18 protein-coding genes are annotated in these 21,098 nt (G+C 68.6%); 5 read left to right on the forward strand and 13 right to left on the reverse strand.

The annotated features are described in order from the left end of the window. Positions 1-40 precede the first annotated feature (40 nt). Positions 41-379, reverse strand: coding sequence for a P-II family nitrogen regulator (locus AC1DR1_RS03070; protein WP_028276847.1), 339 nt, complete (start codon positions 377-379; stop codon positions 41-43). Further along, positions 376-1,743 carry an ammonium transporter gene (locus AC1DR1_RS03075; RefSeq protein ID WP_229992669.1) on the reverse strand — a complete coding sequence of 456 codons (1,368 nt, stop codon included), beginning with the start codon at positions 1,741-1,743 and terminating at the stop codon, positions 376-378. Before AC1DR1_RS03075 ends, AC1DR1_RS03070 begins: the two co-directional genes overlap by 4 nt. A 250-nt stretch (positions 1,744-1,993) precedes the next feature. On the opposite strand from AC1DR1_RS03075, the gene AC1DR1_RS03080 reads away from it, so the two are divergent. Next, positions 1,994-3,244, forward strand: coding sequence for an MFS transporter (locus tag AC1DR1_RS03080; protein WP_229992670.1), 1,251 nt, complete (start codon positions 1,994-1,996; stop codon positions 3,242-3,244). Positions 3,245-3,515: 271 nt separating this feature from the next. Beyond that, complete coding sequence (locus tag AC1DR1_RS03085; protein WP_364747972.1) at positions 3,516-5,120, forward strand: hypothetical protein; 1,605 nt, start codon at positions 3,516-3,518, stop codon at positions 5,118-5,120. A gap of 281 nt (positions 5,121-5,401) precedes the next feature. Here AC1DR1_RS03085 and AC1DR1_RS03090 read toward each other — a convergent pair whose 3' ends face one another. Further along, on the reverse strand, positions 5,402-5,638 hold the full coding sequence (locus AC1DR1_RS03090) for a Rossmann-fold NAD(P)-binding domain-containing protein (RefSeq protein WP_229992672.1): 237 nt from the start codon (positions 5,636-5,638) through the stop codon (positions 5,402-5,404). A gap of 275 nt (positions 5,639-5,913) precedes the next feature. Between AC1DR1_RS03090 and AC1DR1_RS03095 the strand changes: the two genes are divergently transcribed. Further along, positions 5,914-6,744, forward strand: coding sequence for an SDR family oxidoreductase (locus AC1DR1_RS03095; RefSeq protein WP_229992673.1), 831 nt, complete (start codon positions 5,914-5,916; stop codon positions 6,742-6,744). Positions 6,745-6,883: 139 nt separating this feature from the next. Here the strand turns inward: AC1DR1_RS03095 and ftsY are convergent, their stop codons facing one another. The 7 genes from ftsY to coaD all read right to left on the reverse strand — a co-directional run bounded on the left by ftsY (position 6,884) and on the right by coaD (position 15,097). After that, positions 6,884-8,095, reverse strand: coding sequence for a signal recognition particle-docking protein FtsY (ftsY, locus tag AC1DR1_RS03100; protein WP_364747975.1), 1,212 nt, complete (start codon positions 8,093-8,095; stop codon positions 6,884-6,886). 86 nt (positions 8,096-8,181) lie between these two features. Then, entirely contained in the window at positions 8,182-11,817 is a 3,636-nt protein-coding gene (gene smc, locus AC1DR1_RS03105; RefSeq protein WP_229992675.1) for a chromosome segregation protein SMC, read from the reverse strand. A 98-nt stretch (positions 11,818-11,915) separates the two neighbouring features. Continuing rightward, a complete protein-coding gene (gene mutM, locus AC1DR1_RS03110) occupies positions 11,916-12,905 on the reverse strand; it encodes a bifunctional DNA-formamidopyrimidine glycosylase/DNA-(apurinic or apyrimidinic site) lyase (protein ID WP_364747978.1) in 990 nt (329 codons plus the stop codon). A gap of 9 nt (positions 12,906-12,914) precedes the next feature. Next, the gene (gene rnc / locus AC1DR1_RS03115) at positions 12,915-13,637 is read right to left on the reverse strand and encodes a ribonuclease III (RefSeq protein WP_229992677.1); all 723 of its coding nucleotides are present in this window, start codon (positions 13,635-13,637) and stop codon (positions 12,915-12,917) included. A gap of 21 nt (positions 13,638-13,658) precedes the next feature. Continuing rightward, complete coding sequence (gene rpmF / locus AC1DR1_RS03120; protein ID WP_056738282.1) at positions 13,659-13,862, reverse strand: 50S ribosomal protein L32; 204 nt, start codon at positions 13,860-13,862, stop codon at positions 13,659-13,661. 36 nt (positions 13,863-13,898) lie between these two features. Continuing rightward, positions 13,899-14,423, reverse strand: coding sequence for a YceD family protein (locus AC1DR1_RS03125; RefSeq protein WP_476992171.1), 525 nt, complete (start codon positions 14,421-14,423; stop codon positions 13,899-13,901). A gap of 173 nt (positions 14,424-14,596) precedes the next feature. Beyond that, positions 14,597-15,097 carry a pantetheine-phosphate adenylyltransferase gene (gene coaD, locus AC1DR1_RS03130; protein ID WP_229992679.1) on the reverse strand — a complete coding sequence of 167 codons (501 nt, stop codon included), beginning with the start codon at positions 15,095-15,097 and terminating at the stop codon, positions 14,597-14,599. A gap of 48 nt (positions 15,098-15,145) precedes the next feature. Between coaD and AC1DR1_RS03135 the strand changes: the two genes are divergently transcribed. Both AC1DR1_RS03135 and AC1DR1_RS03140 read left to right on the forward strand, forming a co-directional pair. After that, the gene (locus tag AC1DR1_RS03135) at positions 15,146-16,357 is read left to right on the forward strand and encodes an aminotransferase class I/II-fold pyridoxal phosphate-dependent enzyme (RefSeq protein WP_229992680.1); all 1,212 of its coding nucleotides are present in this window, start codon (positions 15,146-15,148) and stop codon (positions 16,355-16,357) included. A gap of 2 nt (positions 16,358-16,359) precedes the next feature. Further along, positions 16,360-17,145, forward strand: coding sequence for a spermidine synthase (locus tag AC1DR1_RS03140; protein WP_229992681.1), 786 nt, complete (start codon positions 16,360-16,362; stop codon positions 17,143-17,145). On the opposite strand, the gene rsmD is transcribed toward AC1DR1_RS03140, so the two are convergent. The 3 genes from rsmD to AC1DR1_RS03155 are packed head-to-tail and all read right to left on the reverse strand — an operon-like array spanning position 17,142 to position 21,081. Continuing rightward, positions 17,142-17,768: a 16S rRNA (guanine(966)-N(2))-methyltransferase RsmD gene (gene rsmD / locus AC1DR1_RS03145; protein WP_476992172.1), complete on the reverse strand. Its 627-nt coding sequence runs from the start codon at positions 17,766-17,768 to the stop codon at positions 17,142-17,144. The genes AC1DR1_RS03140 and rsmD overlap by 4 nt on opposite strands. Before the next feature lie 30 nt (positions 17,769-17,798). Beyond that, positions 17,799-20,027 (reverse strand): ATP-dependent DNA helicase RecG, encoded by a 2,229-nt coding sequence (locus AC1DR1_RS03150; protein WP_229992683.1) that lies wholly within the window; start codon positions 20,025-20,027, stop codon positions 17,799-17,801. Then, a complete protein-coding gene (locus AC1DR1_RS03155; RefSeq protein ID WP_229992717.1) occupies positions 20,017-21,081 on the reverse strand; it encodes a DAK2 domain-containing protein in 1,065 nt (354 codons plus the stop codon). The genes AC1DR1_RS03150 and AC1DR1_RS03155 overlap by 11 nt, the downstream gene beginning before the upstream one ends. Between the last annotated feature and the right edge of the window lie 17 nt (positions 21,082-21,098).

The following is a 21,098-nucleotide window of genomic DNA, read 5'->3' on the forward strand; positions in this document are numbered from 1 at the left end:
TGTGTCAGTACCGGCTTCGGTAGTGCGGAGCGGGGAGCAGCTAGATCGCTGCCGAACCGCGCTCTCCCGTGCGGACCCTGACAGCCTCGAACACATCCATCGTCCAGACCTTGCCGTCGCCGGCCCGGCCGGTGTTCGAACTGGCGATGATGACATCCAGGATGTCGTCCGCCTGTTCGTCGGTGGCCAGGACTTCTACCCGGATCTTGGGCAGGAGGTCCACGTTGTACTCGGCCCCGCGGTACACCTCGGTGTAGCCGCGCTGCCGGCCGTAGCCGCTGGCCGCGCTGACCGTGAGGCCCTGCACGCCGTAGGCCTCCAGGCCCTCGCGAATAGCCTCAAGCTTTTCCGGACGGACGATTGCCGTGATCAGTTTCATGCCCCCACACTTTCCTTACCCGTTGCGTTCTGCTTGCCGTTGGACGCGGCGTCCACCGGCACTTCGGCGACTGCCTCTTCGCCCATCGGCTTGCCGGTGATCAGTTCGTGCAGCGGCTGGAAACTGCCGCCGTGCCCGCCGACGCCGAACTCGTAGGCGGTCTCTGCGTGCAGGCTCAGGTCCACACCGACGACTTCCTGTTCCTGGGAGACACGGAAGCCCATGAGCTTGTGGACCGGGAAGGCGATGATGAACGTCATCACGGCGGTGAAGACGATGGCCATCAGTGCCGCGAGGCTCTGGGCGACCAGCTGCGTGGTGCCGCCGCCGTAGAACAGGCCCGCAGCGCCCTGGGTCGGGGTGGCGAGGAAGCCGATTGCCACAGTCCCGATAACACCGGCGACGAGGTGGACGCCGACGACGTCGAGCGAGTCGTCGTAGCCGAACTTGAACTTCAGGCCGACGGCGAGCGCGGAGGCCACACCGGCAGCGACGCCGAGGGCGATCGCACCCAGCGGGGAGACGTTGGCGCAAGCCGGGGTGATGGCGACCAGGCCGGCCACCACGCCGGAGGCGGCACCGAGGGAGGTCGGGTGGCCGTCGCGGAAGCGTTCCACCGCGAGCCAGCCGAGCATGGCGGCGGCCGGGGCGGCCAGGGTGTTGATCCAGATCAGGCCGGCCTGCTCCACAGTGGCAGCGGCACCGGCGTTGAAGCCGAACCAGCCGAACCACAGGATTGCAGCGCCGAGCATGACGAACGGAATGTTGTGCGGGCGGTGGTTCGGGTCCTTGCCGAAGCCCTTGCGGTTACCGATGATCAGGACCAGGATCAGGCCCGCGACACCGGCGTTGATGTGGACCACGGTGCCGCCGGCGAAGTCGATGACCGGCGCGAACGTCTGGCCGAACCAGCCACTGGCGGAGAAGAGTCCGCCGCCCCAGACCATGAAGGCCAGCGGCGCGTAGACGAGCGTGGCCCAGATGGGGGTGAAGACCACCCAGGCGGAGAACTTGGCGCGGTCGGCGACCGCGCCGGAGATCAGGGCCACCGTGATGATGGCGAAGGTGGCCGCGTAGCCAACCTTGAGCAGATCAGCCGGTTCGGTGAAGCCGTGCAGGCCAAAGTGGCTGAACGGGTTGGCGAAGATCTGGTAGAAGTTGTCTTCGTTGCTGGTGGCCATCGAGGCGCCCCACAGGACCCACATGATGCTCACGGTTCCAATGGCGACGAAGCTCATCATCATCATGTTCAAGGCCGACTTGGCGCGAGTCATGCCGCCGTAGAAGAATGCCAGGCCCGGGGTCATGAACAGCACGAGTGCCGCGGCGACCAGGAGCCAAACGAGACCTGCGGTGAGTTCCATGGTCTACGTCCTCTCTTGCAATAGGTGCGGAGTAGTCCGCCGGTCCCAACGCATTATTTGCGTTCTACATCGAGTTTCGCGGGGCCGTGTTTCGCTGGCGGAGGATTTACATTGCCGGGTTGTTACAAGAACCTCCCGGACGTAAATGGTGCATCTCATACTTGTTACGGTTATGTTTCATCGAATCAATTCCGCGCTTGAAGGACCCCGCCGCCAGCCGGCCCCGCATCTGCCCAAGGACGAACGCATCATGAGCAAAACCTCCCGCCCCGGCGGCGAAGCCGCAGCCAAGGCGCCCGCGCCGGCCCCGGGGCGTTCCCGGCTGCCGCGGGACATCAAGGTGATGCTGGTGGCGGCCTTCCTGATCGCGATCGGCTTTGGCCTCGTCGCACCGGTGCTTCCCCAGTTCGCCACCACGTTCGACGTCGGCGCGACGGCGGCAGCCGTGATCGTGAGCATCTTCGCGTTCATGCGGCTCGTTTTCGCCCCGGCGGGCGGCGCCCTGATCGTGAAGCTGGGCGAACGGCCCGTCTACGTGGCCGGGCTGCTGATCGTGGCTGCGTCGACGGCCGCCTGCGCTTTCGCCCAGGACTACTGGCAATTGCTGGTCTTCCGGGGCCTGGGCGGGGCCGGTTCGGTGATGTTCACTGTGGCGTCCATGGCACTCGTGGTCCGGCTCGCGCCGCCGGAAAGCCGCGGCCGGGTCTCGGGGGCCTATGCCTCCGCCTTCCTGATCGGAAACGTCTGCGGCCCGATCGTCGGCGGGCTGCTCGCCAATTTCGGCCTGCGGGTGCCGTTCCTGGCCTACGCGGCGGCCCTGGTGCTGGCGGCCCTCGTGGTGCAGACCCAGCTCAGCCATGTCCCGGCCGCCGCCCGGCAGCCCGGCGCCACGGCTCCGGCGATGGAACTCCGCGACGCGCTGCGGGACAGCGCCTACCGGGCCGGCCTGTTTTCGAGCTTTGCCAACGGCTGGGCCACCTTCGGGGTGCGGATGGCCACAGTGCCGCTCTTCGCCGTCGTGGCGCTCGGCGCGGGTCCGGAATCGGCCGGTTGGGCCCTGGCGGTTTTCGCGGGCGGAAACGCGGTGGCGCTGACGTTCTCCGGCCGGCTCGCGGACAGCCTTGGCCGCAAGCCGCTCCTACTCGCCGGGCTGCTGGTCACTGGCACTGCCACGGCGGCCATCGGATTCACGCACCAGCTGCCCTGGTTCCTGCTCGCCTCCGCTTGCGCCGGGATCGGTTCCGGCCTGCTGGGACCGGCCCAGCAGGCCGCGATCGCCGATGTGATCGGCAACGAGCGCTCCGGTGGCCGCGTCCTGGCCGTCTTCCAGATGGCCTCAGACAGCGGCGCGATCGTCGGGCCGGTGGTGGCAGGGCTGCTGGCGGACCGCCTGGGCTACGGCTGGGCCTTCGGGGTCACCGGCGGCATGCTGTTGGCCGCCGCCGCAGTGTGGTTGCCGGCCCGCGAAACGTTCGCCCGGCCGGCAGCAAAGAGCGCCTGACCTGCGGCGTTGCCGCCGCCGGTCCGCCGCGCGTGCAGTCCTGTCAATGACCTTGTCCAGGACCCTCCCCGGACCTGGCCCGGGACCGTGACCGGGACCCCGTTCAGGACCTACCGGTCAGCGCAGGCCGTCACCCTTGGCTAAGCTGGGGGCACGTGCCACAATCTTCCGGAGGTAATCCCCCATGGCCAGATTCGACTCTTCCCTAGGAAAAGCCGATAGCCCCGACCCCGCCGATCCAACGAACACGGGGAAAAGAAAGCGCGCACGGATGGTTGCCGGCGCCGGAATCGTCGCCGTCGTCGCAGCAACGGCCGTCCTGATTCCCCTCGCGCTCGGCTCCCCGACGCCGGCCCCGCCGGCCGCTTCCAAGACCGCCCAGTCGGCGGCACCGGCGCCCACCGCGGCTGAGGTGGGCCCCCCTGTCACCTATTACGCGCAGCCGGGCCCGCCGGCCGGGTCACCGCTGGAGAAGGTTGAGCCCCTCAACGTCGACGTCTCCAACGACCTCGTGGGCACCTCCCTGAACAAGGGCCTGACCGGAATCTCCCTCGAGGCCACGGATCTGGCCGATCCGGACCTCAGCAGCGACAACGCGTCGATGGTCAAGCTCCTGAAGGAGATCGACCAGCCCGTCCTGCGCTTCGGCGGCAACGCCGTGGACCGCCGCTTCTTCTGGACCTCCACCGGCGAGGGTGTCCCCTCCGACTACAAGGGAGACAAGACCCACCCGGTCAAGGCCGTGGGCCCGGCAGACCTTGCCCGGCTCAAGACCCTGCTTGAGGCCGGCGACGCCAAGGTCAGCCTCACGGTGGACCTGGGCCACTACAACCCGGCCCGGGCAGCGGACATGGTCAAAAACGCCTCGGAGATCTTCGGCGACCGGCTGCTCAGCATCACGGTGGGCAACGAGCCCAACGGCTTCGTCTTCAACGACGTCAAGACCGGCAGTGGCTACAGCCTGGAGCAGTACGTCCGGGAACTGAAGGACTACGCCAACGCGATCTATGCCGTGGCCCCCAACGTGCCCATCTCCGGCCCGGGCGCCTACGACCAGAAGTGGTGGCAGCCCTTCGTCGATGCGGACATCCCGCAGAAGAAGATCCTGACGTTCCACAACTACCCGCTCTACAGCTGTGACGGCAGTGATCCCAAGGGCTCGCCCACCATTGCCAACCTGATGAGCCAACTGATGCACGACCGTGCCGCCGACTACCAGCAGTCTGCCCTCAAGGTCGGCCAGGCAGCGGGCCTGGAGACCTGGCTCCCGGAGACCGGGATCGCGGCCTGCCCGGGCTCGAACGAGACCTCGCGCACGCATGCCTCGGCGCTGTGGGCGGCTGATTATGCCCTCAACGCCGCCCAGCTGGGCATTACCCGGATCGGTTTCCACAGCTCGCTGCTCACATGCAAGGGCGGCCCGCCCCTGTCCGCCATCTGCAGTGCCGGCGCCTACCCGTTCGGCAACGGCCAGATGTCCGGCCGTGCCAACTTCTTCGGCATCTCCATGGTGGCCGAGCTCGAGGCCGGCAAGTTCATGAAACTGAACAGCGCAGGAGGCGGGCTGGCCTTCAGCTACGCGCTGCAGAACGCGGACGGCAGCACGAGTGTCGTGATCGTGAATGAAAACGACCCCGAAAAGGCCGCGCAGACTCTCGTCACCCTGAACCTGCCGGGCAGGCCGGTAACCGGGACCATGACGCAGCTCAGCGGCCCCAGCTACTCAGCCGAGGACCAGACCGTCATCGACGGCGCCAAGACCGAGCCCAAGCCCCTCGCCCAGCGCGCCACGGTTCCCGGCTTCGCGTACAAGTCCCCGGCGCAGCAGTTCAAGCTGACCGCCGGAACAGTGACGGTCCTGAACTTCAAGTACTAGCCGCTTGACGTACTAGCCCGTCCCAGCGGCAAAAGAGAGTGCCCCGGTCCTGTCCGTCGGTTCCAGCGGTCATTGCAACACCCAGAATTCTTGGGAGTTGCAATGACCGTGTCGTGTTTAACGAAGATTTCTCAAGCCACTGCCTCAGTCGACGACTTCGCGCCGGGAGAGGCGCACCTCCTCAATGTCCAGGTCGGCCTGCACTTGGCGGAGCACGGTGTCGTCGATCCGGCGTTCGTCGCGGAGCCGGACGACGGATGCTCGTTTGCGGGCGAGCAGCCTCAGGCGCAGGGCGGCAGAAAGACCAGCAGCACAACCTCCGGGGGCAGGTGGACTTCCCGGAGCGAGGGGAGGAATCCGGCTTCTGCCGCTGTGGCGTCGCCGTAGGCGGAGCCCTGGGTGAAGATGACCGCATCGATGCCGGCGACCGCGTCCGCGAGAGTCGCCGCCCGGGTCAGCTCGCCCACAACCTTCAGTGCGGCGGCGTCGAACCGGCCTGCGCGGGATGCGCCGCGCACGAGAGCCCGCCGAGTGTTGCCGCGGGGGGACCTGCCAGTACGTGGATCAACGGGCACTTCCTCACCCGGGTGATGCGCGATTAGCTGGATAGAGAGGCGCATGAGAGTGGGCGGGCCAGAACGGCCCTGTACCTCCCGTCGGCTTTCCGACGCTGGTCCCGGACCACACCGGCCCGCCGGCGCCGTCACCCGGGTTCACACGAACCGCTCCCGTTCCCCCACACGAAAATCTGGTGTCTCGACAAGCCGCACACCAGCAGAAGGAAACACAGAATATGAACAAGGAAACTGCAGTCCTCATCGGCACCGGCAGCATTGGTCTCGCGATCGTCCGACGCGCCGGCGTCGGCCGCACCATCCTGCTGGCCGATTACAACGAGACGACCATGACTACTGTCGCCGAGCAGCTCCGAAACGAAGGCTACGACGTGGCTACCCAGGTCACCGACGTCTCCGACCGCGCCGCGGTGGCCGCTCTGGCCGACGCGGCCGCGGCGATGGGACCGGTCACCCGCGTGGTGCACGCAGCCGGCGTCTCACCCGTTCAGGCGACGACTCAGAGGGTCCTGGAAGTCGACCTGCTCGGCACCGCGCTCGTCCTCGAAGAATTCGGCCGCGTCATCGCGTCCGGGGGCTCCGGCGTCGTCATCTCCAGCATGGCCGGTCACATGGGCGACGGATTTCCGCACGAGGTCGAGCGTGCGTGGGCCTTCACCCCGGCGTCGGACCTGCTGGCCCTGGCGTCCTTGGCGCCCGCGGCAGCGGGGACCTCCCGGGATGCGTACATCCTGGCCAAGCGTGCCAATACGGTGCGCGTGCAGGCCGCGGCTGTCACCTGGGGAGAGCGCGGAGCACGCGTTAATTCAATAAGTCCCGGCATTATCTCCACGCCGCTGGCCCAGGAAGAAATGGCCGGTCCTGACGGCGACGGCTACCGCCACATGATCGCGACGTCGGCTGCCGGGCGCATCGGCACCCCCACCGACGTCGCCGAAGCGGGAGCCCTCCTGCTGGGGCCAGAGGGCGGCTTCATTACCGGAGCCGACCTCCTGATCGATGGCGGCGTCATCGCCGCCATGCGCGCGGAAGAGGCGCGGCAGAGTTAAGCGGCAGAGTTAAGCGGCAGAGTTAACAGGACGCAGCGGCCCGGAGGATCCGTAGACGAGCACGTCGCCCCGGAACTCAATGCCCGCCCACGCAAAACGCCCGGCTGGGATTCCCCAGCCGGGCGTTGGCGTGATCGTGTCAGTTCAGCAGTGCGTCCACGAATCCTTCGGCGTCGAACGGTGCGAGGTCGTCCGCGCCTTCGCCCAGGCCGATCAGCTTGACCGGGACGCCGAGGGACTTCTGGATGGCGACGACGATCCCGCCCTTGGCGGTGCCGTCCAGCTTGGTCAGGACGATCCCGGTGATGTTCACGACCTCGGAGAACACCCGGGCCTGGTTGAGTCCGTTCTGGCCGGTGGTGGCGTCCAGGACCAGCAGCACCTCGTCCACCTCGGCAAGCTTCTCGATGACCCGCTTGACCTTGCTGAGCTCGTCCATGAGGCCCACCTTGTTCTGCAGGCGCCCCGCGGTGTCGATCATGACGACGTCGACTTCCTGGTCGATGCCGGCCTGGACCGCTTCGTAGGCCACCGAGGCCGGGTCCGCGCCGTGGACGTCGGACTTGACGGTGGGGACCCCGACGCGCTGGCCCCACGTGGCGAGCTGTTCGGAGGCCGCGGCGCGGAAGGTGTCGGCGGCGCCCAGCAGCACGTCCTTGTCCTCGGCCACGAGCACGCGGGCGAGCTTGCCCACGGTGGTGGTCTTGCCGACGCCGTTCACGCCGACCACCAGCACGACGGCGGGCTTGTCGGCGTGGCGCTGGACGTTCAGGCTGCGGTCCATGGTGGGGTCCACGAGCTTGATGAGTTCCTCGCGGAGCAGGGCCTTGACGTGCTCGGGGTCCCGGGTGCCGATCACCTTGACGCGTTCGCGGAGCGCGTCCACGAGCTGCATGGTCGGTTCGGTGCCGAGGTCGGCCAGCAGGAGGGTTTCCTCGACTTCATCCCAGACGTTTTCGTCGATCTTGTCGGCCGAGAGCAGGGCCAGCAGGCCTTTGCCCAGGACGTTGTTGGACTTGACCAGCCGCTCGCGCAGCCGGGCGAGGCGTCCGGCCACCGGCAGCGGGGTTTCCACCGGCACAGTTTCCAGGCCGGCGGCGTTGTCCGGCACCTCGACCGCTGGTTGTTCGAGCTCGACGGCGTCCGGCGAGGTTCTTGCCGGTGCCGGCGCCGACGCGGGACGGTCCTCCACAAGGGTTCCGGCTCCCGGGGCCTGCACGGGGTCGTTTGCGTCACGCGTGCCTGAATAGGTCTTGGCGTTCTTCCGGGTCTTCATGAGCACCGGGATCAGCACACCAATGACCACCAGGACAGCGAGAATGGGCAGAATAATGGGGAGGATGTCGTTCACTCCCCTAGCTTCTCACAAACCCCAAATGGGCCGTGGCCAGCGTTTTCGTTACACCCGGGCCGCCGCCCCGCCCAGATCTCCGCTGTCTAGACCTCCGCGCCCAGCCGCTGGCTGATCACCGTGGAGACGCCGTCGCCGCGCATTGTGACGCCGTAGAGGGCGTCGGCGACTTCCATGGTGCGCTTCTGGTGCGTGATGACAATCAGCTGGCTGGATTCGCGGAGCTCTTCGAAGATGGTGATGAGCCTGCCCAGGTTGGTGTCATCGAGCGCGGCCTCGACCTCGTCCATGACGTAGAAGGGCGAGGGCCGTGCCTTGAAGATCGCCACCAGCAGCGCCACCGCCGTCAGGGAACGCTCGCCGCCGGAGAGCAGCGAGAGCCGCTTGATTTTCTTGCCGGCAGGGCGGGCTTCCACTTCGATCCCGGTGGTGAGCATGTCGGAGGGGTCCGTCAGGACCAGCCGGCCCTCGCCGCCGGGAAACAGCCGGGCGAAAACGCGGACAAACTGCCGCGAGGTGTCTTCGAATGCCTCGGCGAAGACCTTCTGGACGCGGTCGTCGACTTCCTTGATGATGTCCAGCAGGTCCCTGCGGCTGGACTTCAGGTCCTCGAGCTGGGTGCTGAGGAACTGGTGGCGCTCCTCGAGCGCGGCGAACTCCTCGAGCGCCAGCGGGTTGACCTTGCCGAGGGCCGCAAGGTCGCGTTCGGCGCGTTTGAGCCGTTTTTCCTGCTCCGCCCGGACGAAGGGCTTGCCCTCGGAAATCTCGCGGCCGGCCTCGTCCACCGGGGCGCGCAGGGCGGCCCATTTGTCCGCCGAGTCCTCGGCCGGCACCGGAACGGGCCGGTCCGGACCGTAATCGGCCACGAGTTGCTCTGCGGTCAGGCCGAGCTCCTCCACGCTCTTCAGTTCCAGGGCCTCAATCCGAAGCCTCTGCTGGGTGCGGGCGAGCTCGTCGCGGTGCACGGAGTCGGTGAGCTCGGCCAGTTCGCGGGCCAGGGCGTCGTTGCCGCTGCGGACCCCGGCAAGCTCACGGTCCATCGCGTCCCTGCGTTCCTCGGCGCTGTCCCGCTCCCGGCGGGCCAGCTCCACGGAGACGTCGATGAACCCGATGATGTGCTGCACGGCGACGGCGACGGCGGCGGCGCGCCGGGCCTGGAGCCGGCGGCGGCGGGCGCGTTCCGCGGCTTCCTCGCGGGCGCGGCGTTCGGTGGCGGCGGCCCGTTCCAGCGAGGCCGCCCGGTTGCGGGTGGCCGTGAGCTGTTCCTCGGCGCTGCGCAGGGCGAGCCTGGCTTCCATCTCGGCCGTGCGGGCCAGCGAGGCGGCCAGGGCCAGGGCGTCGCGGCGCTCCGGGGAGGGTTCCTGCTCCGCGGGGGCTTCGGTGGCCGCGGCGAGCCGTGCCGCCACCGCTTCCAGGGCATCTTGTTCGCTGACAATCTGGGCCTCGGCCCTGGCCAGGGACGCGGCCAGGCGCTCACTTTCCCCGACGGCGCTGCGCAGCACCGCGTTCAGATGGCCCAGGCGTTCGGCGACGGCCGCGAGTTTCGCGTCGGAGTCGTGGAGTTTTGCGAGGGCCGCGTCCGCCCGGTCCTGGGCTTCGGCGCGCCGGGTCCGGGCGGCGGAGAGGGCGAAGCGGTTGCGTTCGAGCCCGGCGGTGACGGCGGCCAGCCTCGCGGCGGCGTCGTCAACGGCGGCCTGGACTTCCAGCAGCGACGGCGCCGACGCGGAACCGCCGGTCACGGTCAGCACAGTAAAGACGTCCCCGGCCCGGGTCACGGCGGTGAGCCCGGGGCTCGCGGCGATCAGCTGCGCCGCGGCATCCAGATCCTCGACGACGGCGACGCCGGCCAGCAGGGCAGCCAGCGGCAGGCCGGCAGCGTCCGGACCCGCAGCCGAAACCAGCTCCGCGGCCCAGCGCGCGCCCGCGGGAAGCGTGCTCCCGCCGGCTAATGCATCGGCCGACAGCGCACCGGCCAACAGCGGCGAGGGCCCGGCCGGAACGCCGGCGAGCAGCAGCGCGGCGCGGCCGGCGTCGTCCTCGCGCAGCAGCCGCACGGCGGCGGCGGCCGTCTCCTGGTCCCGGACCACCACGGCGTCGGACGCGCTGCCGAGTGCGGCGGCGACGGCGGCCTCGAATCCGGCCTCCACGGTGATCATGGACGCCAAGGGTCCCAGCACTCCGGCGGCCAGGACCCCTGCGGCGGCGCCGAGCACGTGCCCGGAGCCGTCCTTGCGGTTCAGGCCGAGCTGGAGGGCATCGCGGCGGGCCATGAGGGCGCCGCGTTCCCGCTCGCCGTCGCGCTCGGCCGCCTTCAGGGCGTCAATTTCGGCGATGACCGTGTCGAGGGCAACGCTTGCGGCCTCGTAGTCGGCGTCGAGCGATTCCTCGCCGTCCTCGACGCCAGCCACCTGCGTCTCCAGGGCTGTGAACTCACTGTGCGCGTGCCGGCGGCGTTCCTCGCCGGCCTTTTGCGATTCGCGGAGGCGTCCGAGCTCGGACTGGGCCGACTCGACACGGGAGCGTGCCGCGCCGACCTGCCCTGCGAGCTTTGCCAGGCCTTCACGACGGTCCGCGGCGGCCCGGAGCAGGGCCGCGAGCCGCTTGTCCTCGGCGGCGGCGGCCTGTTCGGCCTTATGCTTGGCGGCTGTCGCGGCGGCCAGGGCCTCCGTCCGGTCCAGGATCTGCCGTTCCAGGCCGGCCTGCTCGTCGCGGACGCGGGCGGCCTGCTGCTCCAGCTGGTCCGGATCCCGGCCGGTGTCCGGCACCACGTCCGCTGCGCCGAGCAGCCGGCGGCGCTCCTCGGCGAGCGAGCCGAGCGAGCGGAGCCGTTCGCGCCCGGTGGAGAGCGAGTACCAGTTCTCCCGCGCCGCGTTCAGCGTTGGCGTGGCCTCGGCGGCGAGCCGTTCGAGGACCGCCTGGCGCTGCCGTCCAGCCTCGAGGTCGCGTTCGACGACGCCGCGGCGGGCCTTGAGCGCCGATTCATCCGCGACGTCCTTGGCCAGCGCGGACTGCAGCTGGACGAGGTCGTCCGCCAGGAGGCGTGAGCGGGCGTCGCGGACCTCGAACTGGACGCTCTGGGCGCGCCGGGCAACTTCGGCCTGCTTTCCCAGCGGGGTCAGTTGCCGCCGGATTTCGCCGGTGAGATCGCTGAGCCGGGACAGGTTGGCCTGCATGGCCTCGAGTTTGCGGACCGTCTTTTCCTTGCGGCGGCGGTGTTTGAGGATGCCGGCGGCCTCTTCGATGAAGCCGCGCCGATCCTCGGGGGTGGCGTGCAGGACCTTGTCCAGCTGGCCCTGGCCCACAATCACGTGCATCTCGCGGCCAAGGCCGGAGTCGGAGAGCAGCTCCTGGATATCGAGCAGCCGGCAGCCGGCGCCGTTGATGGCGTATTCCGAGCCGCCGGTCCGGAACAGGGTCCGCGAGATCGTCACCTCGCTGTATTCGATCGGCAGGGCGCCGTCGCTGTTGTCGATGGTCAGCGAGACATGGGCCCGGCCCAGGGGCGGCCGGCCCGAGGTGCCCGCGAAGATCACGTCCTCCATCTTGCCGCCGCGGAGGGTTTTGGCGCCCTGTTCGCCCATGACCCACGCCAGCGCGTCCACGACGTTGGATTTGCCCGAACCGTTGGGGCCCACCACGGCGGTGACGCCCGGTTCGAATTCAAATGTCGTCGCTGAGGCGAACGACTTGAATCCCCGGACGGTCAGACTCTTCAGATGCAAGGTGCTTCGGCTCTCTTCGGTGGCGGCAGCGGGTGCTTTCCAGCCCTAAATCTACCTGTGTTACCGCGGAAGTCCGGGGATTTAGCGGCCGCCCAAGCTTACCAGCGGCCGTTCCGGGGGCGGGGCTGGCAGACGGGACAGGTGTACGAGGAACGGTTCATGAACTGTTCCCGCCTCAGCAGGCTGACCCGGCCGGCGGCCGCGCAGCGCTTGCATTCCTGGCCCTCCCGGCCGTAGGCGTTCAGGGAGCGGTCAAAGTACCCGGAGGCGCCGTTGACGTTGACGTAGAGCGAATCGAAGCTTGTGCCTCCGGCGGCCAGCGCATCCGTCATGACCTCGCGGGCAGCGTCGAGGAGCCGCAGCGCGTCGGCACGGCGCAGGGTGTCGGTGGGCCGGGCATAGTGCAGCTGCGCCTTCCAGAGGGCCTCGTCAGCGTAGATGTTGCCGATCCCGGAGACCAGGCCCTGGTCCAGCAGCGCCCGCTTGAGCCCGGTCTTGCGTGCCCGCAGGCGCCGGTAGAAGGCCTCGAAGGAAAACCAGGGGTCCAGCGGGTCCCGGGCAATGTGCGAGGCTTCCTCGGCGATGAGCGGCAGCGGTGTTTCGGCGAGGCCGCCTGGGCCGCCGTCGTCAGTGGGGATCAGCGAGGTGAGGAACAGGCCGCCGAAGATGCGCTGGTCCACGAACCGGAGCTGTGCGGGCATGCCGTCAGCGGGGCTGAGCCGCAGCCTGACCTTGAGGTGTTTTTCGTCCGGAACGCCGGGGTCCTGCATCAGCAGCTGGCCGGACATGCCCAGGTGGGCCATGAGTGCGACGGCGGGGGCTGGCTCTGCGCCCGGGACCGGCTCCCCAGACAGGACACTGCTCCCGGACGGGGCGGGCGTGTCCGCCAGCGGCATCCAGAGGAATTTGCCGCGGCGGACCACGTCCAGCACCCGGGCACCCTCAAGGTTGCCGGCAAAGTCTTCCGGCCCCAGGGCGTGCCGGCGCAGGGAGCGCGGGTCCAGCACATCGACAGAGGTGATGGTCCGGCCCCGCACCCAGCTCACCAGGCCGCGCCGGACCACCTCGACCTCGGGCAGTTCAGGCAACGCGGCCGCCTAGCTGCCGGTCTGGGGCTGCAGCTGTTGCGGATCAGGCGTGGAGGGGGCGGTCAGCCGGCGCCAGGCATCGGCGGCGGCTTCCTGCTCGGCTTCCTTCTTGGAGTTGCCGGTGCCGGTGCCATAGTCGGTTCCACCGATCCGCAGCACTGCCTCGAATGTCCGGGCATGGTCCGGCCCGGAGCCGTCAACGGCGTAGTTGATGGTTCCGAGCTGCCGGCTGGCCGCCAGCTCCTGGATACTCGTCTTCCAGTCGGTACCGGCGCCGAGGGCGGCGGCGTCCTTCAACAGCGGGCCGACCAGCCGCATGACCAGCTGCCGGGCCGTCTCGATGTCGTTGGAGACGTAGGTGGCGCCGATCAGCGCCTCCATGGTGTCCGCCAGGATGGACGCCTTGTTCTTGCCCTCGGTGAGCTTCTCGCCCTGTCCGAGGTAGATGTATTCGCCCAGCCCGATGCTGCGGCCGATGCCGGCCAGCGCCCGGGTGCTGACGACGGCGGAGCGGCGCTTGGCCAGGTCGCCTTCGGGCAGCGTGGGGTTGTCACGGTACAGCGCGTCCGTCACGGAGAAGCCCAGGATGGAGTCGCCCAGGAACTCGAGCCGTTCGTTGGTGGGAATGCCGCCGTTTTCGTAGGCGTAGGAACGGTGTGTGAGCGCAAGACGAAGCGTCCCGGCGTCAATAGTGACACCGAGACGCTTCAGAAGCTCTTCAGTTGAAGACATCTTTTTCAGCCTGTCGGCGGATTAGACGTCTGCGACCTTGCGGCCCTTGTATTCAAGGAACAGCGCGGTGCCAGCCGAGTCGGTAACGACCTTTGCCTGGTGCGGCAGGCTGTAAACAACCTGGCCGTTCTCTACGGTCTTCACCAGGTGGGGGGCAGTTGCCTTCCACTGGGAGCGGCGGGCGCGGGTATTCGAGCGAGACATTTTCCGCTTCGGGACAGCCACGGCTAACTCATTTCTCTCTAGAAAAACACTTACAAATCAGTTTTGCCGGTCAGGCTTAGCCAAGTCAGCCAGGGCGGCCCAGCGAGGATCTACGACCTCGTGGTGATGCCCCGGCTCGTCTTCCAGGCGTACTCCACATTCGGAGCAAAGGCCCTGGCAGTCTTCCCGGCACACCGGCTGGAACGGCAGTATGGTGACAACTGCGTCCCGCAACACCGGCTCAAGATCGATCAGATCGTGCTCGACTCGACGTTGCTCTTCTTCGTCTTCCTCGTCGGAGAACACAGCGTCCTCGTAGAAGAAAAGTTCTTGCACATCGACCTCTTGGTCATACGCAAGGGGATCCAGGCATCGGCCGCATTCGCCAGTTACTTCAACGAGCGCGGTTCCTGATACCAGAATTCCTTCGTGTACGGCCTCAAGCCGCAGGTCCAGCTCGATATCCGAGCCTTCCTGCACGCCAATGAGCGCCACACCAAGATCACTTGGCGCGGGTACATGTTCCGTCAGCGTTCGCATGCTTCCCGGACTGCGTCCGAGTTCCTTGACGTCGAACGCCAAGGGCGAACTAGCATCTCGTTTAATGAGAACTCCTGTTGAACATATGACCGACGTACTATCTTAGCCTGAACTTCCGGACGGACTCAAACCGGGGCACGCCGGCGGTTCACACCACAAGCGGCCTTGGATTCGGGCCACGCAACCGGCAGCAGGCCGCCGAGTACCGGTCAAGCTTACACTTTGCGCGCCCGGTTCTGGACCGGCTCGCCCGGAGCCAGCCGTTTCAGCACGGACCGGGGAACAAAGTCCGAGACGTCCCCGCCGAGGGCGAAGACCTCTTTGATGAGGGTGGAGGACAGGTGCAGGTAGTGGCTTTCCGCGGGCAGGAACACCGTCTCGACGCCGGTCAGCTGCCGGTTCATCGTGGCCATCGGCAGTTCGTAGTCGAAGTCCGAGGACGAGCGCAAGCCCTTGACGATCGCGGACACGCCACGCTGGCGGCAGTACTCGGCCAGCAGCCCCTCCCCCACGGGTTCCACCACGATGCCGCGCAGGGACGCAAACGTTTCCTGGGCCATGTCGATCCGCTCCTCCAGGGTGAAGCGGTACTTCTTGGTGTAGTTCGTGGACACGGCCACGATCACCTCGTCGAAGAGGCCCGCGGCACGCGCGATGACTTCCAGGTGTCCATTGTGAATGGGGTCAAAAGAGCCAGGGCAAACAGCGCGTCTCATGCTCCGAACCTACCGTATCCGCGCCGCAGGCCGGGATAACATGGCTGAATGTCCCAGCTCCCTCCCCAGTTCCCGTGGCAGCGCGCCGCAACCGGCGCCAACCTGCTCTCCCCCGACGGTTCGCTGGGCGTCACGATCTTCGAGGAGATGACCACCCTTGCGCTCAGCACGGGCGCCATCAACCTCGGCCAGGGCTTCCCGGACGAGGACGGCCCCGTCGAGATCAAGGAGGCCGCCCAGGCCGCCATCGCCGCCGGCGCCAACCAGTATGCGCCCGGCAAGGGCATCCTGCCGCTGCGGGAGGCGATCGCAGTCCATCAGGAGCGGTTCTACGGGCTCACCCCCGATCCCCAGACCGAGATCATCGTCACCACCGGCGCCACAGAGGCCATCGCCGCCTCGCTGCTCGCGCTGGTCGGTCCGGGAGACGAGGTGCTCACGTTTGAGCCGTTCTACGACTCCTACGGCGCCATCATCGGGCTCGCCGGCGCCACGCACGTTACCGCCCCGCTCCTGGCCCCGGATTTTATGCCGGACCTGGCCGCGCTCGAGGCCGCGTTCAATAACCGCACCAAGGTGGTGCTGGTCAACAATCCGCACAACCCGACCGGCGCGGTGTTCCCCCGCGAGGTGCTTGCGCGCGTCGTCGAACTGGCCGCGAAATACGACGCCGTCATCATCACCGACGAAGTGTACGAGCACTTGACCTTCGGTGTGCAGCACATCCCGCTGGCCACCCTGCCCGGTGCCGCCGAGCGCACGCTGACTATTTCCTCGGCCGGGAAGACGTTCTCCTTCACCGGCTGGAAGATCGGCTGGCTCTCCGGGCCGGAGCACCTCGTGGCCGCCGCCCGGACCGTCAAGCAGTTCCTGAGCTACAGTTCCGGCACGCCCTTCCAGGCCGCGATCGCGGTGGGGCTGGGGCTCCCGGACGAGTTCTACGCCGGCATTGCCGACACGCTCCGGTACAAGCGCGACGTCCTCAGCGAGGGACTCCGCGCAGCCGGCCTGGACGTCCTGACGCCGCAGGGCACTTACTTCGTGAACGTGGACACCTCTCCGCTGGGGATCACCGATTCCGTGGAGCTGGCCCGCAGGCTCCCGGCCCTGGTGGGCGTCGCCGCGATCCCGGTGCCGGTCTTCTGCCACGCCGAGGGCGCCGAGCGCACCCGCAGCCTGCTCCGCTTCGCTTTCTGCAAGCAGCTGCACGTGCTGGAAGAGGCGGCCGAGCGGCTGGCGACCTTGCGCGACAGGCTTTGAGCATGGCCGGGCAGCCACCCGGAGCCTCGCGGTTCCTGCGGACCACCGGGCAGCATGCCACGATCGAACCGGATCCCTTTACCGACGGCGGCGTCGTGCTGAGCATCGGCGGCGCCGAGCAGTCCCACGTCAACCTGGCTGATCCCGCGGACATCTTCTACGAGTACCTGCGCAGGATCGGGCATGTGGTGGACCTCGCCGCCCCGTGGGGCGAGCCCATCAGCGCCCTGCACCTGGGCGCGGGCGCCCTGACGCTGGCCCGCTACATCCAGGCCACCCGGCCCGGCTCGGTCCAGTATGCGGTTGAGCTGGAGCGGGAACTGCTGGACTTCGTGCTGGCGCAGCTGCCCCTGCCGGAGGGAACGCAGCTGCACACGGTGATCGGCGACGCCCGCGACGCCCTCGCCGGGCTTCCGGCGGAACTGCGCTTCGACGTCGTGATCCTGGACATCTTCTCGGGGCCCGAGGCGCCCGAACACATCGCGTGCACCGAGTTCTACCAGGAGGCGGCCGCCCGGCTGACACCGCGCGGGGTCTTGATTGTCAACGTGGGCGACGAACCCGGGCTGACCCTGGTCCGGAGCCAGGCCGCGGCCATGCGCCGGGCCATGGCCGACGTCTCGGCCTTCGCCGAGGCCGGCATGTTCACCGGCCGGTACCCCGGGAACATCATCCTGACCGGGACGCAGGGCCCGTGGCCGTCGGTCTGGACGGCGGCCCTCACGGCGCGCGGTCCGCATCCGGCCAGGCTGCTCGCCGGCGTCGAACTGGACGTGCTCGCCGGTTAGTCCCCGACCTCTAAATCCACGCCGTCCACGGATTCGACCCCGGTTTCCACGGCTTCCACACCGGGCTCGGCGAACCACAGCCGGGTTTCGCCGTACTTCTTCTCGGCAAACCGTTCCATGCCCTCGGGCCATGCCGGCTCGGGGGTCCGGGATGAGCGTTCCACCACCACGACGGCCCCCTCGCCCAGGTGCGGCACCAGCTTGGCCAGCACGGCAGCCAGGGCCGGCTCGTCCAGGGGGTAGGGCGGGTCCAGAAACACCAGGTCCCAGCGCGCGGCCTCAGCGGTCCGGTCCAGGAAGGATTCGACCTTGGAACGGTGCACGGAGACCACCTTGYGGCCCGTGACGGTGTTGACCAGGTCCGCGTTGCGCTGGCAGACGGCGCTGGCCTTGGCATCGAACTCGACCAGATCCACAGAGTCGGCGCCGCGGCTGCCGCTCTCCACACCCAGCGAGCCGGATCCCGCGTACAAATCCAGCACACGCGCACCGGCAATGACATCGAAGGCGTCCAGCCGGGAGAACAGCGCTTCCTTGACCCGGTCCGTCGTGGGCCGCGTCAGGCTCCCGGGGACGCTGGTCAGCGTCGTTCCGCCGGCCGCGCCCGAGATGATACGGCTCATGGGCGCGCCACCGTCGGCGCCTGGATTCTGTTAGCCGCGTTCAAGGAACGCCTCCTTCTCGGGGTTCAAATATTCGTCGATCGCGGCCGCGAGCCCGGGCTGGCCCGCCAGTGAGGGATCGGCGGCCACGATCCGCTGGGCGTCCTGCCGGGCCCGGGCGATCACGTCCTCGTGTTCCAGGACGCGCAGCAGCTTAAGGGTGGAGCGCCCGCCGGACTGCGAGGCACCCAGGATGTCGCCTTCGCGGCGCAGCTTGAGGTCCTCCTGGGACAGTTCGAAGCCGTCGGTGGTGGCCGCCACGGCATCGAGCCGGCGCCGGCTCGGATGGCCCGGCTCCAGGGTGGTGACCAGCAGGCAGGTCCCGGGCAGCCCGCCGCGGCCCACCCGGCCGCGCAGCTGGTGGAGCTGGGAGATGCCAAAGCGGTCCGCGTCCAGAATGACCATGAGCGTGGCGTTGTGCACGTCCACGCCGACTTCAATCACGGTGGTGGAGACGAGCACTTTGGTCTGATTGGCCGTGAAGGAGGCCATGGTCTCGGACTTCAGCACCGGGTCCTGCCGGCCGTGCAGCGGCGCCACAGCCACCCCGGCGAGGGCCGGCTCGTCCTGGAGGTGCTCCACGACACCGGTGACGGAGGCGAGTTCGCGTGAGCCGTTCTCGCCTTCGAGGTCCGCGGCGGACGGTTCGGCCTCGCCCGGGGTGAAGTCGCCGTCGTCGTCCGCGCCGATCTTGGGGCAGACCACGTAGACCTGGTGCCCGGCGTCGATCTCCTCCCGCGAACGGGACCAGATGCGCGTGGCCCACCCCGGGTGTTCCGCGAGTCCCACCACATGCGTGGAGATCGGGGCGCGGCCGGCGGGGAGCTCATCCAGCACGGAGGTTTCGAGGTCTCCGAACACGGTCATGGCCACAGTCCGGGGAATCGGCGTGGCGGTCATGACCAGCAGGTGCGGCGGTTTGCTGGCCTTGGCCCGGAGGGCGTCGCGCTGTTCAACGCCGAAGCGGTGCTGCTCGTCCACCACAATCAGGCCGAGGTCGTAGAAGGACACGTTCTCGCTCAGCAGAGCGTGGGTGCCGATCACGATTCCCGCCGTTCCGGAGGCCGCGTCCAGCATGGCCTGCCTCCGCGCCGCGGTGGGCATGGAACCGGTGAGGAGGGTGACCTGGACCGCGTCCGGGCCGAACCCGCCGAGCATCCCGTCCCGGGAAAGCGGTCCGAGCGTGCGCCGGATGGATTCATAGTGCTGGGCGGCGAGGACCTCCGTGGGGGCCAGCAGGGCAGCCTGTCCCCCGGCGTCCACCACCTGCAGCATGGCGCGCAGGGCCACGATCGTCTTGCCGGAGCCCACCTCGCCCTGGAGCAGCCGGTTCATTGGCGAGTCCTGGGCGAGCTCGTCGGAGAGCGTCTTGCCGACGGCGGCCTGGCCGGCGGTCAGCGTGAACGGCAACTGGCGGTCGAACGCGGGCAGCAGCCCGTCCAGTGCCGGACGGCGGGCCGTTGCTTCCTCGGCGGCGAGTTGGGCACGGCGGCGGGCCAGGGCCGACTGGAGCACCAGGGCTTCCTGGTAGCGGAACCTGTCGCGGGCGCGCTGGAAGTCCGCCGGGGTTTGCGGGGCGTGGATCAGCCGGTACGCGTCGGCGACCGGCAGGAACTTCTCCCGCGCCGCGATCTCCGCYGGCAGCGGGTCACCGAGGGTTTCGAGCTCCACGGTGTCCAGCAGCGTCGAGATGACCTTCTGGATGGACCAGCTGGTGAGCTTGGCCGTGGCCGGGTACACCGGGATCGGCATGGCGGCGAGCTTCTCCGGGTCGATGCCGGGGGTGTCGGGGTCCTCGTCGAGCAGCAGGAAATCGGGGTTGGTCAGGCCGAGGGATCCGCCGTAGCGGGTGACCTTGCCGGAAAACATGGCGCGCCGGCCCGGCTGCAGCTCAGCCTTGGCCCGGAACCCGTTGAAAAAGCTGACCTTGAGCGTGCCCGGCAGCCTGCCGCCGGCGTCGTCGGAGATCACGACGTCGGTGAGGGAGCCGCGCCGGGCGCGCATGGGCCGGGTGCTGTTGGAGACCACCCGGGCGATCAGCGTCACTTCCTCGTCCAGAGGAACCTCGCTGATGGGTGTCAGCTCGCCGCGGCTGAGGTAGCGGCGGGGGAAGTAGTTCAGGAGCCCGCCGACAGTGGTGATGCCGAGGTGTTTTTCGATGACAGCCGCGGAGCGCTTGCCGATGCGGCGTTCCAGGCCCAGTTCAAGTTCAGCGTGCATGTCCGTCGGGGTTTCGGGTTTCGGCGGCAATTGCGGGCGCATCGAAGGCGGCAACAGTGGCGGCCCGCGGGTCCGGATCGCGCGGCACGGCGAGCTCGCTCACGGAAATTTCCGTGGGCTCACCCAGGGAACGGATCAGCGCGACGGCGGGTTCGGCATCCAGGACGTGGACGTGGACGCGCCAGCGGTAGTGCCCGGCGGCGTCCGCAGCGCCGCCGACCTGGCTCATGATCACCGAGTCGCCCATTTCGTCGAGCCGTTGGCGCATCATGGCGGCGTCCAGCGGGGACAGGGAAATGGTGCACATGACTTCGACGCCTTCGTCGCGCGGCATGCCGACGTGGATATGCGGGTCCTGGACGTCGTAGCCGTGCAGGCCGTCCAGCAGTTCGCTCTGGAGCTCCTCGCCCAGCACGGCGGAGCGGAGGCAGTCCAGGATCAGGAGCATGCCCACACCGCCGGCGTCCACGACGTGGGCGGCATGCAGGGCATCGAGCTGGTCCTCCGTGCGCACCACGGCGGCCAGGGCTGCCTCGACGGCAGCATCCAGGGCCAGGCCGAGGGTCTGGTTGCTGTCATCGCCGTCGTGCGCGGAGTCGACGGCGGCCGCGGCCCGGGCGGCGGCTTCCATGACGGAGAGCATGGTGCCCGGCACGGGATCACTCAGCGCGGACCAGGCCCGGATCTGGGCCCGGTTCAGGGCCGCGGCCAGCAGCGGTGAGCTGATCCGGGTGTGCCCGGCCAGCGGTTCGGCGGCGGCGGCGAGGAAGACGGCAAACAGGGTTCCCGAGTTGCCGCGGGCCTGTTCCATGGCCACCTGGCCGGCCTGCGCCAGGACGGCGCCGACGTCGTGCGGGTTCGCGGCGGCGTGCGTGGACTGGCCAGTGGCCGTGCCACTGTCGACGACGGCGTCCGCGGCGTGGGCCGCGGCGCGGACGGTCAGGTAGAGGTTGGTGCCGGTGTCGCCGTCGGCCACGGGAAAGATGTTGATGGCGTTCAGGCGGTCGCTATGGTTGCCGAGCGTGGTTTCCGCCTTGCCCAACCACCGCTTCATCGCTTGCGCGTTGGCGG

This window comes from Arthrobacter sp. P4_F10 (assembly GCF_056401435.1).

Coding starts and splice junctions, on each gene's coding strand:
- AC1DR1_RS03135 (WP_229992680.1), top strand. CDS start 15,146: ATGTCCCAGCTCCCTCCCCAGTTCCCGTGGCAGCGCGCCGCAACCGGC.
- AC1DR1_RS03070 (WP_028276847.1), bottom strand. CDS start 379: ATGAAACTGATCACGGCAATCGTCCGTCCGGAAAAGCTTGAGGCTATT.
- AC1DR1_RS03155 (WP_229992717.1), bottom strand. CDS start 21,081: ATGAAGCGGTGGTTGGGCAAGGCGGAAACCACGCTCGGCAACCATAGC.
- rnc (WP_229992677.1), bottom strand. CDS start 13,637: ATGTCTTCAACTGAAGAGCTTCTGAAGCGTCTCGGTGTCACTATTGAC.
- AC1DR1_RS03140 (WP_229992681.1), top strand. CDS start 16,360: ATGGCCGGGCAGCCACCCGGAGCCTCGCGGTTCCTGCGGACCACCGGG.
- AC1DR1_RS03075 (WP_229992669.1), bottom strand. CDS start 1,743: ATGGAACTCACCGCAGGTCTCGTTTGGCTCCTGGTCGCCGCGGCACTC.
- coaD (WP_229992679.1), bottom strand. CDS start 15,097: ATGAGACGCGCTGTTTGCCCTGGCTCTTTTGACCCCATTCACAATGGA.
- AC1DR1_RS03085 (WP_364747972.1), top strand. CDS start 3,516: ATGGTTGCCGGCGCCGGAATCGTCGCCGTCGTCGCAGCAACGGCCGTC.
- AC1DR1_RS03095 (WP_229992673.1), top strand. CDS start 5,914: ATGAACAAGGAAACTGCAGTCCTCATCGGCACCGGCAGCATTGGTCTC.
- AC1DR1_RS03080 (WP_229992670.1), top strand. CDS start 1,994: ATGAGCAAAACCTCCCGCCCCGGCGGCGAAGCCGCAGCCAAGGCGCCC.